Below are 25,164 nucleotides of genomic sequence, written 5' to 3' on the forward strand. Positions count from 1 at the left end.
CCCTTATTGCTCAAAATTTATTCTTTGGACCCTACTGTCTCGGACTGTTGTTCATTGGAGATGTTGAGTGTATCGGCTTGCTGACCGTCCTCTTCATCTTCAAGATCGCGCATTTCGATTTCTTCTTCTGTACTTGAAAGGATTTTGACATCCATACCCAGACTCTGAAGCTCTTTGATCAATACCTTGAATGATTCTGGAACTCCCGGTTCAGGGACATTTTCACCTTTGACGATGGCTTCGTATGTTTTCACACGACCGACCACGTCATCCGATTTAACGGTAAGGATTTCTTGTAGCGTGTATGCAGCACCGTAAGCTTCAAGTGCCCATACCTCCATCTCACCGAAACGTTGCCCACCGAATTGTGCTTTACCACCAAGTGGCTGCTGGGTAACAAGTGAGTAAGGACCAGTTGAACGGGCATGCAGTTTATCGTCGACCATGTGAGCCAGTTTGATCATGTACATGATCCCGACTGATACACGGTTATCGAACGGTTCACCTGTGCGGCCGTCGTAGAGGACTGTCTTGGCATCGCGTGCCATTCCGGCTTCTTCGATTGTAGCCCACACATCTTCCTCGCGCGCTCCATCGAATACTGGAGAAGCGACGTGGATGCCCAGGTATCTCGCTGCCATACCAAGGTGAAGCTCAAGCACCTGTCCGATATTCATACGTGATGGTACCCCTAGAGGGTTAAGCATGATATCGATCGGAGTTCCGTCAGGCAAGAACGGCATATCTTCTTCCGGAAGGATCCGGGAGATAACCCCTTTGTTACCGTGACGACCGGCCATTTTATCCCCTTCAGAAATCTTACGTTTCTGAACGATGTAAACGCGGACCAGTTGGTTCACTCCTGGTGGCAGTTCATCTCCATCTTCGCGGTTGAAGACTTTCACGTCAAGGATGATACCGCCGCCGCCGTGTGGTACACGGAGGGATGTATCACGGACTTCACGTGCCTTCTCACCGAAGATGGCATGTAGAAGACGTTCTTCTGCTGTAAGCTCGGTCACACCTTTAGGCGTTACCTTACCGACCAGTAGATCACCGTCTTTTACTTCTGCACCGATGCGGATGATTCCGCGCTCGTCAAGGTTGCGCAGTGCATCTTCCCCGACGTTCGGAATATCGCGGGTGATTTCTTCAGGTCCCAATTTCGTATCACGGGACTCTGATTCATATTCCTCGATATGAATGGATGTATAGACATCGTCTTTCACAAGACGTTCGCTCATGATGATGGCATCTTCATAGTTGTAACCATCCCAAGTCATGAAGCCGACCATAACATTTCGTCCAAGGGCCAATTCACCCTTCTCCATGGAAGGTCCGTCAGCTAGGATCTCTCCTTTGACTACGCGGTCCCCTTCAGAGACGATCGGACGTTGGTTATAACAAGTTCCTTGGTTGGAACGGATGAATTTTTGCATGCGGTACTTATCGAGGTCACCTTGTACTTCTTGACCGTCGATTTCTTTCACGCGGCGAACCCAAACCTGTTTCGCTTCGACCTTCTCTACGATCCCTTCATGCTTACAGATCACGGCAGCACCTGAGTCTTTGGCAGATACGTGTTCCATACCTGTTCCGACGATCGGTGATTCCGGATTCATAAGAGGTACCGCTTGACGCTGCATGTTCGCTCCCATCAGGGCACGGTTGGAGTCATCGTTCTCAAGGAACGGGATACATGCTGTCGCAGCTGAAACAACCTGTTTCGGAGATACGTCCATGTAGTCTAGACGCTCACGCTTGATGACCGTATTCTCACCGCGGAAACGGGAGATGACTTCTTCATCAAGGAAAGATCCGTCTTCGTCAAGGCGCGCATTGGCCTGTGCGACTACATAGTTATCTTCCTCATCGGCAGTCAAGTAATCGATGCGATCGGTCACTTTGCCTGTTTCAGGGTCGACACGACGGTAAGGTGTTTCGATAAAGCCGAACTTATTCACTTTCGCAAAGGATGAAAGTGAGTTGATCAGTCCGATATTCGGACCCTCCGGCGTTTCGATCGGACACATACGCCCGTAGTGGGAATAGTGAACGTCACGTACTTCAAAGCCTGCACGTTCACGGGTCAAACCACCAGGCCCGAGGGCAGATAGACGACGTTTGTGCGTCAATTCACCAAGCGGGTTCGTTTGGTCCATGAACTGGGAAAGCTGAGAGCTACCGAAGAACTCTTTAATGGATGCAATGACAGGACGGATATTGATCAGCTGTTGAGGCGTGATCGTATTCGTATCCTGGATGGACATCCTTTCGCGAACCACACGCTCCATACGGGAAAGACCGATACGGAATTGGTTCTGAAGCAATTCACCTACTGAACGGAGACGACGGTTACCGAGGTGATCGATATCATCCGTCAATCCTACTCCGTGAAGAAGGTTGAAGAAATACGAGATGGAAGAAATGATATCTGCCGGCGTGATGTATTTGATCTCTTCTTCTACGTAAGCGTTGCTCGTAACAGTGATTTCATGCTCACCTTCATCGTTCGGGGAATAAATCTTCACCGATTGAAGAAGGATATCATCATCAAGTACACCGCCGTTTTGCTGGTACGTCTTGAAACCGATGCCTTCTTCAAGATAAGGAATGATCTTATCGAGGGCACGGCGGTCAAGTACTGTTCCTTTTTCAGCCAGGATTTCACCTGTTTCCGGGTCTGCAAGAGTCTCGGCCAGGGTCTGGTTGAATAGACGGTTTTTGATATGAAGCTTTTTGTTCATTTTATAGCGTCCAACGTTCGCTAAGTCATAGCGCTTAGGATCGAAGAAACGTGAAACGAGAAGGCTTTTCGCATTCTCTACCGTTGGCGGCTCTCCAGGACGGAGGCGCTCATAGATTTCGAGCAATGCTTTATCGATGCCTTCTGTATTGTCTTTTTCAAGCGTGTTGCGGATGTACTCATTGTCACCGATCAGATCGATGATTTCTTGATCAGAGCCAAACCCAAGGGCACGTAAAAGAACCGTTACCGGCAGTTTGCGAGTTCTGTCAATTCGCACATATACTACATCTTTCGCATCTGTCTCATACTCAAGCCAAGCTCCGCGGTTTGGTATAACGGTAGCAGTGAACCCTTTCTTCCCGTTCTTATCTACTTTTTCGCTGAAGTAGACACTTGGAGAACGGACGAGCTGAGAAACGATAACACGTTCCGCACCATTGATGACGAAAGTTCCTGTGTCTGTCATCAGTGGGAAATCACCCATAAATACGTCTTGATCCTTTACTTCTCCAGTTTCCTTATTAACAAGACGGACTTTCACCCTTAACGGAGCAGAGTATGTTACATCCCTCTCCTTTGATTCTTCCACCGAGTACTTTGGATCTCCAAGGCTGTAATCAATGAATTCCAAAGAAAGATTACCAGTAAAGTCCTCAATCGGAGAAATGTCGCGGAACATCTCTCTTAACCCCTCATCAAGAAACCATTGATACGAGGAAGTCTGAATTTCGATTAGATTCGGTAATTCTAAAACTTCACTGATACGCGCAAAACTTCTGCGTTGGCGGTGTCGTCCATACTGAACTAGTTGACCTGTCAACTGATTCACCCCTCAAATCAAGCGTTTTGGTTGTTCTATATGCCTTTGTGCAGTCATGCAAGTCTACATAAGACAAAAAGAAAAAGGGTTTTAATGATAAAACCTCATTTTCATATGACGAACTATTATTTTATAATCTTTTCCAAATTATGCTCTATGTATACATATAGGCATAATACCGGAAAATAATATTTTTGCATTTTATAATGTTATCATAGCAGAAATGCTACGTCAACGAATTTCTTTCACAGATTTCAGGATGTAGTACCCCTTCTTCTTCACGACCACTTCCACGTTGGAAAATAGTTCTTCCATTTTCTCCATGGCCGAAGGCGCACCCTGCTTCTTCTGGATCACAACCCATAGCTCGCCGTTTTCCGCCAGATGCTCTGCACTCTCTGTGAAGATCGCATGTACCGTTTCTTTACCTGCCCTGATCGGGGGATTGGTCAAGATTGCAGAGAACTTCTTCTCTTCTACTTGTTCAAAACGATCACTTTGGTAGATTTCCACATTCCCGACTCCGTTGGCCGCGGCATTTTCAGATGCAAGGGAAAGCGCCCTTTCATTTACATCGATCATATGGATCGTCCGTTCTGGAAACTCTTTCGCCAGAGACAATCCGATCGGACCGTAGCCACACCCTACATCCAGGACTGGCCCATCGACTCCGGGCAGTTCGAATGCACCGATCAGCACCCGTGAGCCGAAATCGACTTCTTTCTTCGAAAAGACACCATGATCGGTTTTGAACCGGAATGAACGGCCGCGAAGATCGAAGGTGAAGTGCTGGGGATCACTCCCGACTTCAGGATTTTGTGAATAATAGTGGTTTGTCACTGAAATCAACTCCTCTGATCTGCCTGACTGGGTCACGCAGGAATCCACCTGTGAGCGCACCACACAGGTAAAAGCAAGAAAAAAGCCCGCCATGATAGCGAGCTTTTCTTCTATAAGTTGAATTACTTAACTTCTACGCCAGCTCCAACTTCTTCAAGTTTAGCTTTAAGTTCTTCAGCTTCCTCTTTAGAAATACCTTCTTTAAGTGGTTTTGGAGTGTTATCAACAACTTCTTTCGCTTCTTTAAGGCCAAGACCTGTGATTTCGCGAACGACTTTGATGACTTTGATTTTTTGAGCTCCAGCGCTCTCAAGGATAACGTCGAATTCAGTTTTTTCAGCAGCAGCTTCTCCGCCACCAGCAGCTACAGCTACAGGTGCAGCAGCAGTTACTCCGAATTCTTCTTCGATTGCTTTAACTAGGTCGTTTAGTTCAAGAACTGACATTTCTTTGATCGCGTCAATGATTTGCTCTTTACTCATTTTATATTTCCTCCTTGTTATGGTTCGTTATTGGTTTTATTAAACGGCTTGCTTTAACTTACGCGCCTTGCTCTTCTTTTTGATCGGCAACGGCTTTTGTAGCCAACGCGAAGTTGCGCATTGGTGCTTGAAGCACGCTGAGTAGCATAGAAAGAAGTCCTTCGCGGCTTGGAAGTTCAGCGATTGCTTTAACATCCTCAACGGAAGTGATTTGACCTTCGATGACACCCGCTTTGATTTCAAGGTTTTCGTGATCTTTCGCGAAAGCGTTAAGGATCTTGGCAGGAGCTACAACTTCTTCCGTGCTGAACGCGATTGCGTTTGGACCAGTTAGGAATTCGTTAAGACCTTCAAGACCTGCTTCAGCAGCTGCACGACGTGTCATAGTATTTTTGTACACTTTGAAGTCGATTCCAGCTTCGCGAAGTTGTTTACGAAGTTCAGTTACTTCGGAAACATCAAGTCCACGATAGTCAACAATGATTGTTGACACACTGTTTTTTAGTTTGTCAGAGATTTCTCCGACGATGTGTTGCTTTTGCTCTAGAATGCTGCTCATCATTACACCTCCTGTAGATTTACTGATGAACATTCATACCGTCATCCAATAAAAGATGCCCTTGCATCGGGTAGACACAAGGGCATTGCAAACACGCCGGAAGCATGTATTTTATCGCAATTACCTCGGTAGGGGATTAAGCCGGTGAAGGCTCCTACTGTCTACGGTACAAATGTATTCATTTTTCACAACAGGACTAATTATAACCATTAGCCTGCGGCAAGTCAATGCCAAATATTACTTAACAGCGAAAGTTGAAGGATCGACTTTAACGCCAGGTCCCATTGTAGAAGTTACGGAAACGTTCTTCACGTAAGTTCCTTTTGCTGCAGCAGGTTTAGCTTTAAGCATTGTGTCATACATCGTAGCAAAGTTTTCAACAAGCTTTTCGTTGTCGAAAGATACTTTACCAACCGGTACGTGTACGTTACCAGCTTTGTCAGCACGGTACTCAACTTTACCAGCTTTGATTTCGTTGACAGCTTTTTCAACGTCGAATGTAACAGTTCCAGTTTTAGGGTTTGGCATAAGGCCTTTTGGTCCCAATACGCGACCAAGCTTACCAACTTCACCCATCATGTCTGGAGTTGCAACGATTACGTCGAACTCGAACCAACCTTGGTTGATTTTGTTGATAAGGTCTGCATCACCTACGAAGTCAGCGCCAGCAGCTTCTGCTTCTTTTGCTTTTTCGCCTTTAGCGAATACAAGAACCTTTTGAGTTTTACCAGTACCGTGTGGAAGCACGACTGCTCCACGGATCTGCTGGTCGTTTTTACGAGTATCTACACCTAAGCGGAACGCTACTTCAACAGTCGCGTCAAACTTAGCGAAGTTTGTTTTCTTAACTAGTTCGATTGCTTCTTCAACTGAATAAGCAGTAGTACGATCTACTAGCTTTTGAGCTTCAAGAAACTTCTTGCCTTTTTTAGCCATTTTGAATATCCTCCTCATTGTGGTTTTAGCGGAATAACCTCCCACGAAATAAGGTTGCGAGAGTGAAACGTACATTTCATCATCGCAACCTCAGTCAACAGGAACTATAGCGGAAGCAGGGATTAGTCTTCGATGACGATTCCCATGCTGCGTGCAGTTCCTTCTACCATGCGCATAGCTGATTCAACGCTAGCTGCATTCAGGTCAGGCATTTTTGATTCAGCAATTTCACGTACTTTATCGCGTTTAAGTGTTGCCACTTTTTTGCTGTTCGGTTCGCCTGAACCAGACTCGATACCAGCTGCTTTCTTAAGCAATACAGCAGCAGGTGGAGTTTTAGTGATGAATGTAAATGAACGGTCTTCAAAAACCGTGATTTCAACAGGAATGATTAAGCCAGCTTGATCGGCTGTGCGAGCATTGAATTCCTTACAGAATCCCATGATGTTAACACCTGCTTGACCTAGTGCAGGACCAACTGGTGGAGCTGGATTAGCTTTACCGGCAGGAATCTGCAATTTAACCATTTTGATAACTTTTTTAGCCACGAGACACACCTCCTTAAGTCCGTGATGTGGTTATTGGGTTGTACACCCTCCCACTCATGTAAAAAATGTCTTTATCAACATAAAGAACGTCTATTAGGTTCAGTGGCTCTCGTCGAGACGCACTGACTTATGAAATAGTATCATTTTTTCAGAGTGATTTCAAGTTCTTTTCCATTATAATTTATCGACTTGAGAGAAATCAAGTTCAACCGGCGTATCGCGGCCGAACATATTGACGTGCACCTTGAGCTTCGTTTTGGAAGAGTCTATTTCTTCGATTGTCCCGGTGAAGTTCGCGAATGGACCTTCGTTGACCTTGACCGTTTCGCCGAGCTCATAATCCACTTCTACTTTCTTCTCGCTCATGCCCATCTGTTTCAACAGATTGGTCACTTCTTCCGGAAGCAGTGCCGTCGGTTTGGATCCGGATCCCGATGAACCGACGAATCCTGTCACACCCGGAGTATTCCGTACCACATACCATGAATCGTCCGTCATGACGATCTCAACGATGACATAACCCGGAAATACCTTCTTCTTGATTACTTTTTTCTTGCCGTTCTTGATATCTGTCTCTTCCTCTTCAGGCACGATGACACGGAAGATCTTATCTTGCATCCCCATGGTTTCTACGCGCTTTTCCAGGTTGGCTTTGACTTTGTTCTCATATCCTGAATACGTGTGGACCACATACCAATTCTTCTCCATATGTTAGGACTCTCCAGTCCGTCCCTCCTCGCTTAGTAAGAATACACTTCCATCATCTGCTTTCAGACAATGTAAAAAACCCGTAAAAGGTAACGGGCTCAAAGGTCAGTACTCTATTATCGTCCATTATACCATGCTTTGACGGTATATATACAGGTAAATCTCTGTTTCTTTTCTATTTTGAATCAATGAGGAGTCGCATGAGTTCTGATATACCAAGGTCGATCACCGTGAAGAACAAGGCGAAAACGATGACGGTCGTGATGACCGTGATGGTATAGCGCGTCAGCTCTTTGCGGGACGGCCAGCTAACCTTCCTCATTTCCGATGCTACGTTGCGAAAGAATTTAAACATCCGTTAGTAACCTCCAACTAGTATCAATGCTGTAGAGTTTCCGTCCCCGTCATTTTGTCTCTTTGTGAAGGGTATGGGAATTGCAAGTATTACAGAACTTCTTCAATTCTAATCGAACGGACTGATTCTGCTTGCCGGGTACGCTGTAGTTCCGCGAACCGCAAACGGTACAGGCCAGTATTAGTTTCTTTGTCATCTTATCACCCGGTCCGGACCCTATTCGGTCCATTGTAAGTCCTATCAAAAATAACACGGTCACCAAATTGTGTCAATACGGTTACATGGTTATTTCCCGGACTTCCAGGTAGCGTTCAAGCTTCCGCTTCACCCGCTGCAATGCGTTATCGATGGACTTCACATGGCGGTTCAGCTCTTCTGAGATTTCCTGGTAGGATTGCCCGTCAAGATACAATGCGAGCACCTTCCGTTCAAGATCACTCAGGAGCTCGGCCATCTTATCTTCCATATTATCGAATTCTTCACGGTTGATGATGAGAGCTTCAGGATCCATGACTTTCGCACCTGAGATGACATCGAGCAGCGTTCTGTCCGATTCGTCATCATAAATCGGCTTGTCCAATGACACGTAGGAATTGAGCGGTATATGTTTCTGTCTCGTGGCTGTCTTGATGGCTGTTATGATCTGGCGGGTGATGCACAGTTCCGCGAACGCCTTGAAAGAGGTCAGCTTGTCCTCCCTGTAGTCGCGGATCGCCTTATAAAGGCCGATCATCCCTTCCTGCACGATATCTTCTTTATCTGCACCGATCAGGAAGTAGGAACGTGCTTTCGCCCTTACGAAATTACGATATTTCTTAATCAAATAATCCAGCGCTTCGCTATGACCCTGATGAACCGCTTCTATGATTGCTTCGTCATCCATTGTCACCAATTTCTCGTCAAATGCTTCTGTCCTGGTGATATTGCTCACAGACATCCCCCCGCGCATAGCAATAGATAGAAATATTATACATTACAGAAAATTCAATCGTCAACCGGTCATCGCTCGCCGCGCCGCCATTTCTCAAAGATTTCAGCGACTTCATTCGACAACGGTATTTTCGTAGGGGGCTTTCGGTCTGTCGAATTTCGTACTTTTTTTTCGATTTTCTTTTCGATGGCATTTACTTCGTTCAGAAGTTCCCTTGCCGATTTGCGCAGGGCTCCCTGACCGAATATCGCCCACTGCTCCGTGAAGTCGGACGTCGCCACATGAATCTGCGTCTTGATGTTGTTGAGCTCGATGGCGAGTTTCTCGATCCGCTCATCGGCCGTCTCGTTCTCTTTGGTGAAAATCACTTCCACCTTGTAGTTATTGTATTTCCTTGCGATTCCCTGCACGTAATAGGCGTCGAATATGACGATCACCCGATAGCCGGTATACCCTTGGTATTCAGCCATCTGTTCCACCAGGCGATCCCTGGCAGCCGACAAGTCCTTCTTCTTCAGCTCGTTCAGCTCGTGCCAGGCACCGATGATGTTATATCCGTCCACTAGGAGAATGTCCATGGCTATTCTCCCAGCGGGTGGCGATTGCGGTGAACCTCATACATTAAAATACTGGCTGCCACCGAGGCATTCAATGATGTCACATGTCCGATCATCGGCAGTTGGACCAGGAAGTCGCATTTATCCCTCAGGATCCTGCTCATCCCCTTGCCCTCGCTTCCGATGATCAAGCCGATTGGAAGCGTGCCGTCGAGCCGGCGGTAATCCTGGCTGCCCTTGGCATCCGTACCGGCAATCCATACGCCGCGGTCCTTCAGTTCCTCGACCGCACGTGACAGGTTGGTGACGCGGGCCACAGGGATATGCTCAATGGCCCCGGTGGACGCTTTGGCCACTGTTGACGTCAAACCGACGGCTCGGCGTTTCGGGATGATGATCCCGTGTGCACCTGACGCATCAGCTGTCCGCATGATGGAACCGAGGTTATGTGGATCTTCAAGCTCGTCCAAGATCAGGAAGAAAGGATCCTCCCCCTTTTCCTGTGCCTTCTTGAACAGGTCATCGATCTCTGCATACTGATACGCTGCAACCGATGCGACGACACCCTGATGATTCTCGGGAACCATCTGTTCAATTTTCTTCTTCGGTACGAACTGGACCAGGATATTGGAGTCCTTCGCCAGACCGATGACCTGCTGCATCGACCCCTTCTGGGATCCCTCCTGGATCCAAATCTTGTTGATATCACGCCCCGACTTCAATGCTTCGATGACGGGATTCCGTCCTCCAATAAAATCTAATTCATTACTCATGCTCTTTCCTCCTTTCCTTTCTGTTCAAAGATCAACGTGATCAGTTCCTCCAGCCGCTCGATGCGGTTCTGAAGGAAAAGGAATCCGATCAGGGCTTCAAAAGCTGTACTATGCTTATACGTCTGCACGTCTGTATTCTTGGGGGTGGTGCCGGATTTCGCGTTCCTTCCCCGTTTGACCACCAGGACTTCCTCTTCTGAGAGGATCTCTTCCTCGAACATCCACTTAAGGATCGCCGCCTGTGACTTTGCCGACACATAGCTTGTGGCAGCCCGGTGAAGTTGATTGGGCTTGACCCTGCCTTTGGTGAGGAGGAGTTGCCGCACGTAGGTTTCATATACGGCATCCCCCATATAGGCCAAGGCCAATGGATTCATTTGTTTCGCATCGATGTGCTCATTCGTTTCGTACAGCATCGTCAACCTCTTTTCCAGCGCGTGCCTTGAGGAGTGTCTTCAAGAATGATATTCCGGGCTTTCAACGTATCACGGATTTCATCCGCCAATTGGAAGTCACGGTCCTTACGAGCTTGTAGCCGCTTCTCGATGAGTTCATCGATCTCTTCATCTACAAGTTCCTCACTGGCAAGGGAGAGACCCAGCACGCCGAAGAACTCTTCGAACTGGGCGAGGAATGAATCGATGACAGCCGTCGATGTGTTTTTCTCCATAAGGTAATAGTTCGCCTGCCTGGAAAGTTCGAACAGGGAGGAGATCCCGTTCGCCGTGTTGAAGTCATCGTCCATCGCTTCGATGAATTGGTCTTTGAGGCCCGCGACTTTGTCGAACCATTCTTGATCGTGATCCGCAAGATTGGCACTCGTTTCCTTGCGGTGCTGGAGATTATCATAAGAGGTGCGGATACGGTCCAGGGCCGTCTTGGCATTCTCCAGAAGCTCAAGGTTATAGTTGATCGGATGGCGGTAATGGACCGACAGCATGAAGAAACGAAGGACCTGCGGGTCATGTTCCTTGATGATGTCGTGGACCAAAACAAAGTTCCCCAGTGACTTCGACATCTTTTCGTTATCAATATTGATATATCCATTATGAAGCCAGTATTTCGCGAACGGTTTTCCAGTCAGTGCCTCTGACTGGGCAATCTCATTTTCGTGATGGGGGAATGTGAGATCCTGTCCGCCTGCGTGGATATCGATCGTATCCCCGAGGTAGCGCTTCGCCATGGCCGAGCACTCGATATGCCAGCCGGGACGTCCATGCCCCCAAGGGCTTTCCCATGAGATTTCCCCTTCTTTCGCCGATTTCCAGAGGACGAAATCGAGTTCGTCTTCTTTTTTGTCACCCACATCGATCCGCGCCCCGACCTTCAACTCGTCGATGGACTGATGGGACAGCTTCCCATATCCGTCAAACTTCCTTGTGCGGTAGTAAACATCGCCTTGTGATTCATAGGCAAATCCTTTATCGACAAGGGCTGAGATGAATTCAATGATGGTATCGATGTTATCTGTCACCGTCGGATGAATATCGGCTTTCTGGCATCCGAGGGCTCCGGTGTCTTCAAAATAGGCGTCGATGAAACGCTTGGCGATTGTCGGCACTTCTTCTCCGAGTTCGTTGGCCGCCTTGATGAGCTTATCGTCGACATCGGTGAAATTGGAAACGAATTTCACATCATAGTCCCGGTATTCCAAGTATCGGCGTACCGTATCGAATACGATCGCCGGTCGGGCATTCCCGATATGGATGTAGTTGTAGACCGTGGGTCCGCACACGTACATCTTGACCTTTCCTTCTTCAAGCGGCTTGAATTCTTCCTTTTGTCTTGTGAGTGTATTATATAAACGGATCGTCAAGACGATCGACTCCTTCCATGTTCCTCTTGTAATAGAATCCTGAGTTCTTCGATTTCTGCTTGCAGCTGTTTGATCCGGTCATTGATCGGATCCGGCAGGTCGCAGTGGTTCAGGTCCTTCTGGATCTTTACCCCGTCCTGGATCACGACCTTCCCTGGGATGCCCACGACAGTGGAGTTCGCCGGGACATCTTTCAAGACGACCGATCCTGCCCCTACTTTAGAATTTTCCCCAACTACGATGGAACCTAACACTTTCGCTCCCGTCGCGATGAGGGCATTGTCCCTTATCGTAGGGTGCCGCTTTCCTTTTTCTTTACCCGTACCCCCGAGTGTGACCCCCTGGAACAAGGTGACGTTGTCCCCGATCTCACACGTTTCACCGATGACCACGCCCATCCCGTGATCGATGAAGAACCGGCGTCCGATCTTGGCGCCAGGATGGATCTCCACCCCGGTGAAGAACCGGCTGATCTGAGAAATCACGCGGGCCAGGAAGAAGAATCTCCGCTTGAAAAATGCGTGGGCCACCCTGTGGGCCCAGATGGCATGTAGTCCCGAATACGTGAGGACCACTTCAAAATAATTCCTCGCCGCCGGATCTTGATCGAACACGACATCGATGTCTTCTTTAAATGTCTTGAACATGCCCATCCCCCTCCTTTCAATCGCTCAATAAAAAAACGCCCCTGTCAAATGACAGAGACGCTGTAGGCAAGCGCGGTTCCACTCTGATTGGGATCACTCCCCAACTCGGATCCTGTTAACGGTGGAAGCCGCCATCACCTACTTATATGTTCAGCAACGGACTCAGAGGTGCATTTCAGGAACGGAGGGGCTCAGACCACTTTCAGCCGGTGATGGTCCTCTCTAGTCAGCATCCGTATCCCTACTTCTCCTCTTCAACGCGATTTATCCAATTCGTGATACTCTTACTATATTACATTCCCTGCGAAATGTTAACCTAAAAGTCCTTTAAGGCGAAGTTTCACTTTATCTTTCCCCAACAACTCAATGGCATTCGGAAGTTCCGGACCATGTGTCTGACCGGTAACGGCCACGCGGATCGGCATGAAGAGCTTCTTGCCTTTGTGTCCCGTCGACTTCTGGACATTTTTGATGGACTTTTTAATTTCTGCCGCTTCGTAATTCTCTAAGGAATCGATCTCCTCAAGGAATGCACGAAGCACTTCAGGGACCTCTTCCTCGTCCAATACCGCTTTCGCTTCTGCATCATATTCCAGATCATCTTTGAAGAACATCTCTGAAAGCTCGACGATTTCAGCTCCGAAGCTCATTTGCTCCTGGTAGAGACCGACAACGCGACGAACCCACTCATGCTCTTCTGCAGTCGGGTTCCCGCTGATCTTGCCTGCTTTGATCAAATGCGGTTCAGCAAGAGCGACCACCTGATCAAGGTCCAGGGATTTCATATACTGGTTGTTCATCCACGTCAGCTTCTGATTATCGAACAGGGCAGACGATGTGGAAAGGCGCTCAGGGTCGAAGATCTTGATGAATTCTTCCCTAGAGAACAACTCGTCTTCTCCTTTTGGCGACCAGCCAAGCAGGGCGATGAAGTTGAAGAGCGCTTCAGGCAGATAGCCGAGGGCTTCATACTGCTCGATGAACTGGATGATGCTCTCATCACGCTTACTCAGCTTCTTGCGGCTTTCATTCACGATCAGGGTCATATGACCATATACCGGCGGCTCCCAGCCTAGGGCATCAAAGATCATGAGCTGCTTCGGTGTATTGGAGATATGGTCCTCTCCGCGAAGCACATGGGAAATCTTCATAAGGTAATCATCGACTGCTACGGCAAAGTTATACGTCGGTGTACCGTCTTTCTTCCCGATGACAAAATCACCAATCCCGTCGGATTCGAATGATACTTCTTCCTTCACGATATCGTTGAAAGAAAATACGCGACCTTCCGGCACACGGAAACGGATGCTCGGCTGACGTCCTTCCGCTGTAAGCTTCTCCTGCTCTTCTGCTGTCAGGTTGCGGCATTTACCGGAGTAGCGTGGCATCTGGCCGGATGCGCTTTGGGCTTCCCGTTCAGCTTCCAGCTCCTCTTCCGTACAATAGCATTTATAAGCTTTTCCGCTTTCAAGAAGCTCATTTAAATACTGTTCGTAAATATGGTTCCGCTCGGATTGACGATAAGGGCCGTATTCGCCTTCCTTATCCACACTTTCATCCCAGTCGATCCCAAGCCACTGAAGATACTTGAGCTGGCTTTCTTCTCCGCCTTCAATGTTACGCTTCTTATCCGTATCCTCGATGCGGATGATGAATTTCCCGCCCACACTGCGGGCATATAGATAGTTGAATAGGGCCGTACGGGCATTACCGATATGTAAATGACCCGTTGGACTCGGGGCATAACGTACGCGTACTTCGTTTGACATATTCGTTCCTCCTCTATGATTCTGCTTGTATTAGTTTACCACCGTTCGAAACCGGAATAAAGGGTCTTACTTTTGCTTCACCAGAACCGTCGTCTGAGCAGCGATCCCTTCTCCGCGTCCGGTGAAACCAAGTTTTTCGGATGTTGTGGCCTTTACATTCACCTGTGATGGATCCGCTTCGAGAAGCTCGGCGATCCTTGCTCTCATCTCATCGATATATGGGGCCATCTTCGGCTTTTGGGCGATGATGGTGCAATCGATATTCCCCAGTTCATAGCCTTCCTCTTTGACCATTGTCCATACATGCTGAAGCAGCTTGGCCGAATCTGCATCCTTGAACTCCTCTTCGGTATCGGGGAAATGTTTCCCGATATCACCGGCAGCAATGGCACCGAGACAGGCATCCGCCACGGCATGAAGAAGGACGTCGGCATCAGAATGCCCCAGAAGCCCTTTCTCATACGGGATCGTGATGCCGCCCATGATCAATGGGCGATCCTCTACTAGTTGATGCACATCGAAGCCTTGTCCGATTCTAAACATGATGTTTTCCTCCTTCAGTTCTCTTCTTCAGTATCGCCTCGGCAAAAAACATATCCTCCGGCGTCGTCAGTTTGATATTGTCATAATCACTTTCCACGATGGACACGTCTTCTCCCAGACGCTCCACGAGAGAAGCGTCATCGGTCCCGAGGAACCCTTCGTCCCTTGCTGCATCGTGGGCTTTTTTCAAGGATGAAACGCGAAAAGCCTGTGGGGTCTGCACCATCCACAAGCTTGAGCGCTCGATCGTTTCTTCGACTTTCCCATCCATGACTTTCTTGATGGTATCCTTTACCGGAACCGCGGCAATCGCCCCACCTGTCTCCCCAGCCCGCTCAGCGAGCTCGTGGATGACCGACCGGGAAATGAACGGCCTGGCACCATCATGAACGAGTACGACTTCATGATCGACCTCAAGCAATGCCTGATAGACGCTATCCTGTCTTTCTTTCCCCCCGTCGACGAGTCGGATATCCTTGCCGATATCATGACGATCGATCAGAGCGTCGAACTCCTCCCGTTCATCGGGATGGATAGCAACAAAGATCCCCTGGCACAGGGGATCCCGGTCGAACACTTGAAGGGTATGGACAATGATGGGTGCCCCGTCCAACTCAAGAAGCAGCTTATTCCGATCCGCTTTCATCCGTTTGCCCCTTCCGGCAGCCGGGATGACCACTTGATACTCCATATGATTAACTCCTTTGACTTCCTCTAGTATTCATCCATTATACCTTACCGGGTCAAAGGAGTCAGGCTTAGAGCGCTTTTTCCAATTGTTTCGGCTTTGCGAAGATCATCCGCCCCGCGGAGGTCTGCAGTACCGAAGTGACAAGGACATCGATATATTTGCCGATGTAGTTGCGCCCTTCCTCCACGACGATCATCGTTCCGTCATCGAGGTAGGCAATGCCCTGATTATGCTCTTTACCGTCTTTGATCACTTGTACCTTCAGTTCTTCACCAGGAAGGACCACAGGCTTAACGGCGTTCGCCAGGTCATTGATATTCAATACTTGTACCCCTTGAAGGTCACATACCTTATTCAGGTTGAAATCATTGGTCACAACGATTCCGTTCGTGAGTTTCGCAAGCTTCACAAGCTTGGAATCCACCTCTTGGATCTCTTCGAAGTCCCCTTCATAGATCTGGACCTCAACCGGCAATTCCTTCTGGATGCGGTTCAGGATATCCAGTCCGCGGCGTCCACGATTCCGCTTCAATACATCGGATGAATCCGCGATATGCTGGAGCTCTTCGAGGACGAACTGAGGAATGACGATGATCCCTTCGAGGAATCCTGTCTGACAGATGTCTGCGATACGTCCGTCGATGATCACGCTTGTATCGAGGATCTTGAGCGTCTTCACGGCGTTCGCCTCATCATCTTCTTCGGAATCTTTCTTCTTCGAACGAGAATTACCGAAGAGCCCTACCATTTCATCCCGCTTCTTGAAGCCGACCTGGAAACCAAGATACCCAAGCAGCAAGGTCAAGAGTACCGGTACGACCGCATTCAAAATCGGGAATTCAAGCTGATTGACGGCAATTCCCAACAGGTACGCCACAATCAATCCGATAATCAGACCAAGACTTCCAAAGAGCAAATCCGTCACCGGGGCCTTTACCAAACTATCTTCGAACCATTTGACAAAGTTCACCACATACTCGACTGCCCAGAACGAAATAATATAAAAAATAATGGCACCTAATATAGCAGTCATATATGCATTATTGATTAATGAAATATCCGCCATGTTGATGACCGACAATAACTCCGGAATCAATAGGATCCCTAGTGTACCACCTACGATAAGGAAGCATGCCTGAACGATTCTTTTTAACATACCTTCACCTCCTCCTATCCATTATAAACAATTTATGATTTTTAAAACGTGAGATTCTTGACTAATTTTCTTCAATTTCACGAATGATGATAGAGGCCCTCATGAAAAGGCTAACACTCGGGGATTGCACTGTCAATTTTTTGGAAACAGGGCATTTCTCCCTTTTATCAAACCGGGACTTGTGTGCTATAATTGCCGGTCAGCGAACGTTTGTTCCTTTATGAGCTTGAGACCTTCTTTAATCTTGCGCGCCCTCACTTCCCCGATCCCTTCCACTTCATCGAGGTCTTCCACTGTCGCTTTCACAATGTGATGAAGGGCATCATACTCATTGATCACGTTCTCAATGATCACGATCGGAAGACGCGGGATCTTATTCAATACACGGTATCCGCGCGGGAACATCGCCTCATCATGATGAGGGTAGCCTTGATAGCCAAGGAGCTTCAGGAGCACATTGTCTTCAAGCACCTCGGAGCGCACAAGCTCCTGGAACTTGTATAGAAGCTCGAATGCCTTGACGTTTCGGTCCATGGCGTAATCCCGGAAGATCAGCATCGCCTCGCTCTCGATGTCTGAAAGGAGTTCATTCATCTGCAGGCGGATCAGTCTTCCCTCAGTACCGAGTTCACTCAAATACGTAAGAAGCTCATTTTTGATCCTGAGAACCATTTCGAATCGATGGAGAACCTGAAGCAGGTCGCTCTGGGTCACCAACTCTTCAAACTCCAGAACCGATAGATTGGAGATGCTCTGGTCGAGGACGACCTTATATTTCTCCAGTGTCTGCACAGCCTGATTGGCTTTGGTCAGGATGACGGAAATGTCCTTCAGGGCGTATCGGAAATTGCCCTGGTACAGGGTGATGACGTTACGGCGCTGTGAGATGGCAATGACAAGGGCATTCGTCTGCCTTGCCACCCTCTCTGCCGTACGATGCCTCATCCCTGTTTCCGTGGAAGGCACATACACATCAGGGGCAAGCTGGGCATTCGCCAGGATGATCTTCGTCCCTGATTCGTTCAGGACGATTGCCCCGTCCATTTTCGCCAGCTCATACAGATAGCTGGGTGAAAACGGACAGTTGATATGAAAGCCGCCGTCGAGGACGGACTTGACCTTGTCGTTATATCCGACGACGATCAATCCGCCGGTATTGGCCCTGAGCACATTATCGATGCCATCCCGGATAGGGGCACCGGGGGCGACGAACTGTAAAATGTCCGATATGGATTTATCCTTAGCCTTTTTATCTTCCATTTTGTTATCCTCCTAAAATCATACCCAACGCTTGATGGATATCGGATACACCGACCACTTCGATTCCGCCCGGTGCCTGCCAACCCCCGATATTGTTCTGAGGGATGATGACGCGCTGGAAGCCAAGCTTCGCCGCTTCCTGCACCCTCTGCTCGATTCGTGAGACGCGCCGGATCTCCCCGGTCAGCCCCACTTCCCCGATGATGCAATCCTGTGCGCGTGAGGCTTTGTCCCTGAAGCTTGAAGCAATGCTCGCCGCTACGGCCAAATCGATAGCCGGCTCATCCAGCTTCACTCCACCTGCGACCTTAAGGTAGGCATCCTGTTGCTGAAGGAGCATCCCCGCCCGCTTCTCAAGAACAGCCATGATCAGGGAGACCCTGCTATGGTCGATTCCAGTTGCCATACGTCTCGGGTTATTGAAGCTCGTCGGTGTGACGAGGGCTTGGATTTCCACAAGCACCGGCCTTGTTCCTTCCATGGATGCAACGACCGTCGAACCGGCCGATCCCTGTGAACGTTCTTCGAGGAAGATCTCCGAAGGATTTGCGACTTCTTCAAGACCCAGCTCCTTCATTTCGAAGATCCCCATCTCATTCGTAGAACCGAAACGGTTTTTCACCGCCCTCAAGATTCTGTAGGAATGGTGGCGCTCCCCTTCGAAATAGAGCACGGTGTCGACCATATGCTCCAGCAGGCGTGGACCGGCAATGGATCCTTCCTTGGTCACATGTCCGACGATGAAAATGGCAATTCCTTTCGTCTTACCGATCCGCATCAATTCCGCCGTACATTCCCGCACCTGCGATACGCTTCCCGGCGCCGAAGTGACCTCCGGATGATAGATGGTCTGAATGGAGTCGATGATGACAAAGTCGGGTGAAAGCTGATCGATGGTCTGGTGGATCGACTGCAGGTTGGTTTCTGCATATATGTATAGGTCATCAGCCGTGATATTCAGCCGGTCCGCACGCAGTTTGGTCTGCTTGATGGACTCTTCACCTGAGATATAAAGTACTTTTTGCTTTTGTTCGGCAAGCTGTGAAGATACTTGCAACAGCAGGGTGGATTTCCCTATTCCCGGGTCTCCCCCTATCAACACAAGCGATCCCGGCACCACTCCGCCTCCAAGTACACGGTTAAGCTCTTTGGAATCAGTAAGGACACGGGGCTCTTGCATCGTCTCGATGGATGTCAGTTTTTCAGCCTTTGATGGCCCTTCGCTGTGTTGGAATGCACCTCGGGGCTGCTTACCCGTAATCGCCACTTCTTCCACCATCGTGTTCCACTCATTACATCCGGGACATTTCCCCATCCATTTTGCTGATTCATACCCGCAGGATGAACATACGAATTTTGTCTTCTTTTTTGCCAAAACGATCCTACTCCTCTTCCTAGTCTTATTACTATACCGGGCGCGTCCCGGCTATACATACTCTTTGCTTCTTATGGAAAAAAAGAGGCACAGGTTCATGACCGTGTACCTCTTCCTTTTACCATCAAGGAGTTGAATTGGTTGCTTCTTCTTTCAATTTGACGACGAACTCTTCCCCTTCGACATCAATGAGGATGTCTTGACCCGTCAAGACTTTCCCTCTCAGGAGCTCTTCAGAAAGCTTATCTTCGACATATTTCTGAATGGCCCTGCGGAGCGGTCTTGCACCGTATTCAGGATCGAATCCTTCGTCCGCAATCTTCTCCTTGGCAGCCGCAGAAAGCTCGAGATGGATATCCTGCTCCTTGAGGCGCTTCGTGAGTTGATTCGACATAAGGGTCACGATCTCTTTCAGATGATCTTTCTCCAATGAATGGAAGACGATGATTTCATCGATACGGTTCAGGAATTCGGGGCGGAAGGCACGCTTCAGTTCCTCCATCACTTTCCCTTTCATATCTTTGTAATCCTGTTTCCCGTCCTGGATATTGAAGCCCATATGCTTATTGGCTTTAAGGGACTGTGCCCCGACGTTCGATGTCATGATCAGAACTGTGTTCCTGAAGTCGACGGTCCTTCCTTTGGAGTCAGTCAAACGACCATCTTCCAAGACTTGCAGAAGGATATTGAAGACATCGGGATGTGCTTTTTCGATTTCATCGAGGAGCACGACGGAATATGGTTTGCGACGGACTTTCTCAGTCAGCTGACCGCCTTCTTCGTACCCGACATATCCCGGAGGTGAACCGACGAGACGGGAAGTGGAATGCTTCTCCATGTATTCCGACATATCGATCCGGATCATCGCTTCTTCATCACCGAACATGGATTCCGCGAGAGCACGGGCCAATTCGGTTTTCCCTACACCGGTAGGACCGAGGAAGATGAATGAACCGATTGGACGCTTAGGATCCTTCAGTCCTGCACGCGCACGGCGCACCGCTTTCGATACGGCGACAACCGCTTCGGATTGGCCGATGACACGGGAGTGCAGGATTTCTTCAAGCTTCAAGAGACGATCTGTTTCTGTTTGAGCAAGCTTGGATACAGGTACTCCTGTCCAGTTGGACACGACCTTCGCGATATCTTCCACTGTGACTTCGGTATTTTCCTGCCCCTGCTTTTCTTTCCATGTATTCTTCGTTTCTTCCAGCTCTTCACGAAGCTTCTGCTCGGAATCGCGGAGGGAAGCGGCTTTTTCAAACTCCTGGCTCTGAACCGCTGCATCTTTCTCTTTGCGGATCTCTTCCAGTCTCGCTTCAAGCTCCTTCAGGTTCGGCGGAGTCGTATACGAGCGGAGACGGACCTTAGAACCGGCTTCATCAATCAAATCGATCGCTTTATCCGGAAGGAAGCGGTCTGAAATATAGCGGTCTGATAGTTTCACAGCGGCATCGATGGCTGCATCCGTGATGGATACGCGGTGATGTGCTTCATAGCGGTCACGAAGACCTTTAAGGATCTGGATGGACTCCTCTGCTGTCGGCTCATTGACCTGGATCGGCTGGAACCGGCGCTCAAGGGCTGCATCCTTCTCGATATACTTACGATATTCATCAAGGGTCGTCGCCCCGATGCATTGCAGTTCTCCACGTGCAAGGGAAGGCTTGAGGATGTTGGAAGCATCGATCGCCCCTTCGGCCCCTCCTGCCCCGATCAGCGTGTGGAGCTCATCGATGAAGAGGATGATATTCCCTGCCTGACGGATCTCATCCATCACTTTTTTCAAGCGGTCCTCGAACTCACCACGGTATTTCGTACCGGCAACGACCGTTCCCATATCAAGGGTCATGACACGCTTATCACGGAGGATCTCCGGTACTTCATTCGCGATGATCTGCTGGGCAAGGCCTTCAGCAATCGCCGTCTTACCGACACCGGGTTCCCCGATAAGGACCGGATTGTTCTTCGTACGACGGCTCAACACTTCGATGACACGTTGGATTTCCTTGCTTCGTCCGATGACCGGGTCAAGGCTTCCTTCACGGGCAATCGCCGTCAGGTCGCGCGCAAGGCTATCAAGTGTCGGCGTGTTGGCATTCGTGCTGCCGCCTCCCTGATGTCCGCCTGAATCGTTGTTGCCGAGGAGCTGGAGGACCTGCTGCCTTGCTTTATTCAAGCTTACGCCAAGGTTTCCAAGCACACGTGCTGCCACGCCTTCCCCTTCACGGATCAGACCGAGAAGGATGTGCTCTGTCCCCACATAGGAGTGACCGAGCTTCCTTGCTTCATCCATGGAAAGTTCGATGACTTTCTTCGCGCGGGGCGTATAGTGGATCGTCTGGGACTTCTCCGTTCCTTTCCCGATCAGACCCTCCACTTCCTTCTGGATCTTCTCTGGGCTTAGTCCAAGGGCAGTCAGTGCCTTGGCTGCAATCCCTTCGCCTTCACGTACGAGGCCTAGCAGGATATGTTCAGTGCCGATGTTATTATGGGCTAGTCGGATGGCTTCTTCCTGGGCTAATGCCAATACTTTTTGAGCTCTTTCTGTAAATCGACCAAACATCATGATTCTTCCTCCTCACATGTATCTTTATCCAATCTAATTCGCTCCCTGATCAAGGAAGACCTTCTTATGTCCCGTTCATTCGGTCGCAACGGACCTCCGGAATATTGTTGTAAAAAACCCGGTTGGGTCAAAATCATCAATTCATTCAAAATATTTTTGGAGAGACTGTGGATCATGCCGAGATCGATGCCCAGACGAACATCCGACAGGCATTTGGCCGCTTCCTTCGATTCAATGATGCGGCTATGCTCCAGCACCCCCAGCGATCTGAAGACCCTATCTTCTAATTGTATGTTGGAGGTCTGAACTAATGCCTCCCTCGCCGTCAGTTCCTTGGCAATGATCTGATTCACCACGCTGATGAGATCTTCCACGATATCCCCTTCTGACTTACCGAGGGTCGTCTGATTGGAGATTTGAAAGATATTCCCCAGGGCTTCACTGCCTTCACCGTAGATCCCCCTGACGACGAGACCAAGCTGATTGATCGCCGGTATGATCCGGTTCATCTGCTGGGTAAGGACCAATCCCGGAAGGTGGACCATGACCGATGCCCTGAGCCCTGTTCCTACATTCGTAGGGCAAGTGGTCAGGTATCCGTGCTTCTCATCGAACGCAAAGTCCAGTTCGCTTTCAAACCAGTCATCAAGCTCATTGGCACGGGAGAGGGCCTGCTTCAGTTGGAGTCCCGGATACAGACACTGTATTCGGATATGATCCTCTTCATTTACCATTATGCTTATATCTTCATCTGGTGATAAAAGGACAGCCCCGACATTCTTATCTTCTGCCAGATTCGGACTGATGAGGTGTTTCTCCATCAATACCCTTTTTTCCAAAGGCTGAATCTCACTCGTAGGTAAAAATTCGAGTTCCCCCAGCTCTTTAGGGAAAGAAGACAGCTTCTCCTTCACCCGTTCTACGATCTGCCCTGCTTCCTCAGCTGAATAAAGGGTTGAAAAACGGAAGTCAGTCAGATTCCTTGCCAAACGAACCCGTGAACTCAGGACAATATCCGATTGGGGTCCTTCTTCATTCATCCACGAACTGACCGTATTGCTTAGAAATCGTTCCAGACTCATTCTGCACCTCCCCCTTCCTGTCTCATGTCACGTTCAAGGGAACGAATGCGGTCTCTCGTCTCGGCTGCTCTCTCAAACTCCTCCTCTTCGATGAGGGTCTGAAGTTCCGTTCTCAGCTTCTTGATCTGCTTCTTGATCTGGATGGTGCCACCCATTCTTTCGGGCACCTTTCCGTGGTGCTCCATATTCCCACTGTGCACCCTCTTCAGGATCGGATCGAGCTCGCTGTTGAATGTCTTATAACACTCCGAACATCCAAACCGACCGATGCTCGTAAACTGTTGGAATGTCAATTTGCATTTCGGACACTGAAGAACTTCCTTTTTCGGCGCTTCCTGCTCCTGTGCCTGCTTGAAGCCGGGGGTGATATTCAATAAACCGGCCAACAGATTATTCACCGTAAAGGCTGCCGAATTCTCGAACATCGTTCCTTTATCCTGAGCACATTGCTCACACAGATGGACCTCGGTCTTCTCTCCGTTCACAACTTTCGTGAAATGAAGGGTTGCCGGATTCTCATTGCACTCCTGACACATCATTCCATTCACCTCTTACATTCTTACTCGTATTTTAACGTATCCAGCATAGCCCGGAGCATCCTGCCCCGGAGTATATCCCGTTCAGGCAACTCGACCATGATCACAGATCGATCCATGACACTCAGCATGATCTTTGCCTCTCTTTCAGATATTATATCCTCTTCCACGAGTCGGAAAACGATATCAGCCGCCGTATTTTGACTGATTTTCTGAGTAATGAGGGCCACCAGCTGATCAATAAGATGCAGCTGATCATGAGCCTTCACCCGCATGATGCGGATGTAACCCCCTCCGCCTCGCTTACTCTCGACCACATACCCTTTCTCGATGGTGAAGCGGGTATTGATCACATAATTTATTTGAGAAGGAACACATTGGAACTTATCTGCGATCTCACTTCTTTTAATTTCGACGATTTCAGATTCACTTAAATCCAATACATTCTTCAGGTAATTTTCGATGATGTCGGAAATATTCCTCATTAAACCTCCTCCTCATTTGACTTTGACTATATTTGACTATAATTATACAACCGGGCTTCAATCTTTGCAATGAAGAAGCATAGCCTTAAAAGCTTTTCTGTTTAGGAGGGATTTTAAACGTGAAGATCGATTAAAAACGGAAAATTCGAATTAGGTGTATATTCGACTTTGTGTGGGGTTAGTCCTTCTTTGGATGTGCGGGGTTTTCGGAAGAGTTCAGTAAAGAGAATGGATATTAAAGCGTAGGAGTGGCGTACATTTTGAACTGTAGGGTTATATCATTTAGATTCTGGACCTCTGTATATGTTTTCAGAATGAGAGGGTAACGAGTTTTGATGGTTTTCAATAGTGGGGACTGTGTCATTTTGGAGCGTCAATAACATATTTCTTAAGGGTTGTACACAGACAGAACGCCAACTATTGGAATGGTTTAGGTGATTTTAGACGGGATTTTTATTCGAATTAGAATTGCAGATACTATTAGGGTTCCGCAAGTATATGCGGCCGTTCGCACATAAAGGGAATGAATCGCAAATAGGAAAACGGGCGATGATCAATTTCGCAGGTAAAAAGTTGATTTTCGCAAATAGGATTAAAAATATTGCAAATAAATGATGAATTTCCGCTGATATTTTTGGCGGGCGGAGGAGAACGGTGGGTCCAGAAGGCTCAACGTCCTCCATAGGCGTTGTGAAAAATGTCGAACGGTGTCAGGAGTGAAAAATGACCCATTACTTGGAAAAACATCGCTAATATCAGAACCCTGTTCGCACGTATCGGTCTCCCTTCGCTTGGAACGCAAAAAAGTCGCAAATAAGCGCTCCCCCTTGGCCTCATCTCCAGATAACACCTCTGTCCATCCCGCTTGGCTGATCTCATACTCCCACAGGTCATCAATGCTCTAAAGGTCTCTTCCCCCTCCCCAAACACCCCATTAAAACGACCAACACCACTACCCGCCAACGAAAAAACCAACA

At 48.5% G+C, this 25,164-nt stretch carries 25 protein-coding genes and 1 other annotated feature; all 25 genes read right to left on the reverse strand.

Features of this window, described 5'->3' with window-relative positions; translation table 11 throughout:
• Positions 1-17 precede the first annotated feature (17 nt).
• The 25 genes from rpoB to ACNA6I_RS22675 all read right to left on the reverse strand — a co-directional run bounded on the left by rpoB (position 18) and on the right by ACNA6I_RS22675 (position 24,187).
• On the reverse strand, positions 18-3,569 hold the full coding sequence (gene rpoB, locus ACNA6I_RS22555; RefSeq protein ID WP_048007602.1) for a DNA-directed RNA polymerase subunit beta: 3,552 nt from the start codon (positions 3,567-3,569) through the stop codon (positions 18-20).
• Between the two features lie 231 nt (positions 3,570-3,800).
• Positions 3,801-4,409: a class I SAM-dependent methyltransferase gene (locus ACNA6I_RS22560; protein WP_416314210.1), complete on the reverse strand. Its 609-nt coding sequence runs from the start codon at positions 4,407-4,409 to the stop codon at positions 3,801-3,803.
• Positions 4,410-4,531: 122 nt separating this feature from the next.
• Positions 4,532-4,891, reverse strand: a complete 360-nt coding sequence (rplL, locus tag ACNA6I_RS22565; protein WP_048007601.1) for a 50S ribosomal protein L7/L12 — start codon at positions 4,889-4,891, stop codon at positions 4,532-4,534.
• A 58-nt stretch (positions 4,892-4,949) separates the two neighbouring features.
• Positions 4,950-5,450 (reverse strand): 50S ribosomal protein L10, encoded by a 501-nt coding sequence (gene rplJ / locus ACNA6I_RS22570; RefSeq protein ID WP_048007600.1) that lies wholly within the window; start codon positions 5,448-5,450, stop codon positions 4,950-4,952.
• Positions 5,451-5,491: 41 nt separating this feature from the next.
• Positions 5,492-5,635: a sequence feature (ribosomal protein L10 leader region), on the reverse strand.
• Between the two features lie 52 nt (positions 5,636-5,687).
• Positions 5,688-6,386: a 50S ribosomal protein L1 gene (gene rplA, locus ACNA6I_RS22575; protein WP_048007599.1), complete on the reverse strand. Its 699-nt coding sequence runs from the start codon at positions 6,384-6,386 to the stop codon at positions 5,688-5,690.
• 122 nt (positions 6,387-6,508) lie between these two features.
• Positions 6,509-6,934, reverse strand: coding sequence for a 50S ribosomal protein L11 (rplK, locus tag ACNA6I_RS22580; RefSeq protein ID WP_048007598.1), 426 nt, complete (start codon positions 6,932-6,934; stop codon positions 6,509-6,511).
• A 174-nt stretch (positions 6,935-7,108) separates the two neighbouring features.
• The gene (nusG, locus tag ACNA6I_RS22585) at positions 7,109-7,642 is read right to left on the reverse strand and encodes a transcription termination/antitermination protein NusG (RefSeq protein WP_048007597.1); all 534 of its coding nucleotides are present in this window, start codon (positions 7,640-7,642) and stop codon (positions 7,109-7,111) included.
• Positions 7,643-7,817: 175 nt separating this feature from the next.
• Positions 7,818-7,997 (reverse strand): preprotein translocase subunit SecE, encoded by a 180-nt coding sequence (gene secE / locus ACNA6I_RS22590; protein WP_048007596.1) that lies wholly within the window; start codon positions 7,995-7,997, stop codon positions 7,818-7,820.
• Positions 7,998-8,046: 49 nt separating this feature from the next.
• Positions 8,047-8,193, reverse strand: a complete 147-nt coding sequence (gene rpmG / locus ACNA6I_RS22595) for a 50S ribosomal protein L33 (RefSeq protein ID WP_079513658.1) — start codon at positions 8,191-8,193, stop codon at positions 8,047-8,049.
• Positions 8,194-8,274: 81 nt separating this feature from the next.
• Positions 8,275-8,880 carry an RNA polymerase sporulation sigma factor SigH gene (gene sigH / locus ACNA6I_RS22600; RefSeq protein ID WP_370294868.1) on the reverse strand — a complete coding sequence of 202 codons (606 nt, stop codon included), beginning with the start codon at positions 8,878-8,880 and terminating at the stop codon, positions 8,275-8,277.
• Between the two features lie 116 nt (positions 8,881-8,996).
• Complete coding sequence (locus ACNA6I_RS22605; RefSeq protein ID WP_048007594.1) at positions 8,997-9,506, reverse strand: NYN domain-containing protein; 510 nt, start codon at positions 9,504-9,506, stop codon at positions 8,997-8,999.
• Positions 9,507-9,508: 2 nt separating this feature from the next.
• Entirely contained in the window at positions 9,509-10,258 is a 750-nt protein-coding gene (gene rlmB, locus ACNA6I_RS22610; protein ID WP_048007593.1) for a 23S rRNA (guanosine(2251)-2'-O)-methyltransferase RlmB, read from the reverse strand.
• Positions 10,255-10,674 carry a Mini-ribonuclease 3 gene (locus ACNA6I_RS22615; RefSeq protein ID WP_048007592.1) on the reverse strand — a complete coding sequence of 140 codons (420 nt, stop codon included), beginning with the start codon at positions 10,672-10,674 and terminating at the stop codon, positions 10,255-10,257. Before ACNA6I_RS22615 ends, rlmB begins: the two co-directional genes overlap by 4 nt.
• A gap of 2 nt (positions 10,675-10,676) precedes the next feature.
• Positions 10,677-12,074 carry a cysteine--tRNA ligase gene (gene cysS, locus ACNA6I_RS22620; protein WP_048007591.1) on the reverse strand — a complete coding sequence of 466 codons (1,398 nt, stop codon included), beginning with the start codon at positions 12,072-12,074 and terminating at the stop codon, positions 10,677-10,679.
• Positions 12,071-12,721, reverse strand: coding sequence for a serine O-acetyltransferase (gene cysE, locus ACNA6I_RS22625; protein WP_048007590.1), 651 nt, complete (start codon positions 12,719-12,721; stop codon positions 12,071-12,073). Before cysE ends, cysS begins: the two co-directional genes overlap by 4 nt.
• A gap of 311 nt (positions 12,722-13,032) precedes the next feature.
• Entirely contained in the window at positions 13,033-14,490 is a 1,458-nt protein-coding gene (gene gltX, locus ACNA6I_RS22630; protein ID WP_416314211.1) for a glutamate--tRNA ligase, read from the reverse strand.
• A gap of 66 nt (positions 14,491-14,556) precedes the next feature.
• The gene (gene ispF / locus ACNA6I_RS22635; RefSeq protein ID WP_048007588.1) at positions 14,557-15,033 is read right to left on the reverse strand and encodes a 2-C-methyl-D-erythritol 2,4-cyclodiphosphate synthase; all 477 of its coding nucleotides are present in this window, start codon (positions 15,031-15,033) and stop codon (positions 14,557-14,559) included.
• The gene (ispD, locus tag ACNA6I_RS22640; protein ID WP_048013965.1) at positions 15,026-15,724 is read right to left on the reverse strand and encodes a 2-C-methyl-D-erythritol 4-phosphate cytidylyltransferase; all 699 of its coding nucleotides are present in this window, start codon (positions 15,722-15,724) and stop codon (positions 15,026-15,028) included. The genes ispF and ispD overlap by 8 nt, the downstream gene beginning before the upstream one ends.
• 67 nt (positions 15,725-15,791) lie before the next feature.
• The gene (locus tag ACNA6I_RS22645; RefSeq protein WP_048007586.1) at positions 15,792-16,880 is read right to left on the reverse strand and encodes a PIN/TRAM domain-containing protein; all 1,089 of its coding nucleotides are present in this window, start codon (positions 16,878-16,880) and stop codon (positions 15,792-15,794) included.
• A gap of 186 nt (positions 16,881-17,066) precedes the next feature.
• Positions 17,067-18,140 (reverse strand): DNA integrity scanning diadenylate cyclase DisA, encoded by a 1,074-nt coding sequence (disA, locus tag ACNA6I_RS22650; RefSeq protein WP_048007585.1) that lies wholly within the window; start codon positions 18,138-18,140, stop codon positions 17,067-17,069.
• A gap of 4 nt (positions 18,141-18,144) precedes the next feature.
• Positions 18,145-19,515 (reverse strand): DNA repair protein RadA, encoded by a 1,371-nt coding sequence (gene radA / locus ACNA6I_RS22655; RefSeq protein WP_048007584.1) that lies wholly within the window; start codon positions 19,513-19,515, stop codon positions 18,145-18,147.
• Between the two features lie 124 nt (positions 19,516-19,639).
• Complete coding sequence (gene clpC / locus ACNA6I_RS22660; protein WP_048007583.1) at positions 19,640-22,084, reverse strand: ATP-dependent protease ATP-binding subunit ClpC; 2,445 nt, start codon at positions 22,082-22,084, stop codon at positions 19,640-19,642.
• Entirely contained in the window at positions 22,081-23,166 is a 1,086-nt protein-coding gene (locus ACNA6I_RS22665) for a protein arginine kinase (protein WP_048007582.1), read from the reverse strand. Before ACNA6I_RS22665 ends, clpC begins: the two co-directional genes overlap by 4 nt.
• The gene (locus ACNA6I_RS22670; protein WP_048007581.1) at positions 23,163-23,705 is read right to left on the reverse strand and encodes a UvrB/UvrC motif-containing protein; all 543 of its coding nucleotides are present in this window, start codon (positions 23,703-23,705) and stop codon (positions 23,163-23,165) included. Before ACNA6I_RS22670 ends, ACNA6I_RS22665 begins: the two co-directional genes overlap by 4 nt.
• Positions 23,706-23,725: 20 nt before the next feature.
• Positions 23,726-24,187 carry a CtsR family transcriptional regulator gene (locus ACNA6I_RS22675; protein WP_048007580.1) on the reverse strand — a complete coding sequence of 154 codons (462 nt, stop codon included), beginning with the start codon at positions 24,185-24,187 and terminating at the stop codon, positions 23,726-23,728.
• Positions 24,188-25,164: the final 977 nt, after the last annotated feature.

This window comes from Rossellomorea sp. FS2 (assembly GCF_047915635.1).
GTDB lineage: Bacteria > Bacillota > Bacilli > Bacillales > Bacillaceae_B > Rossellomorea > Rossellomorea marisflavi_A.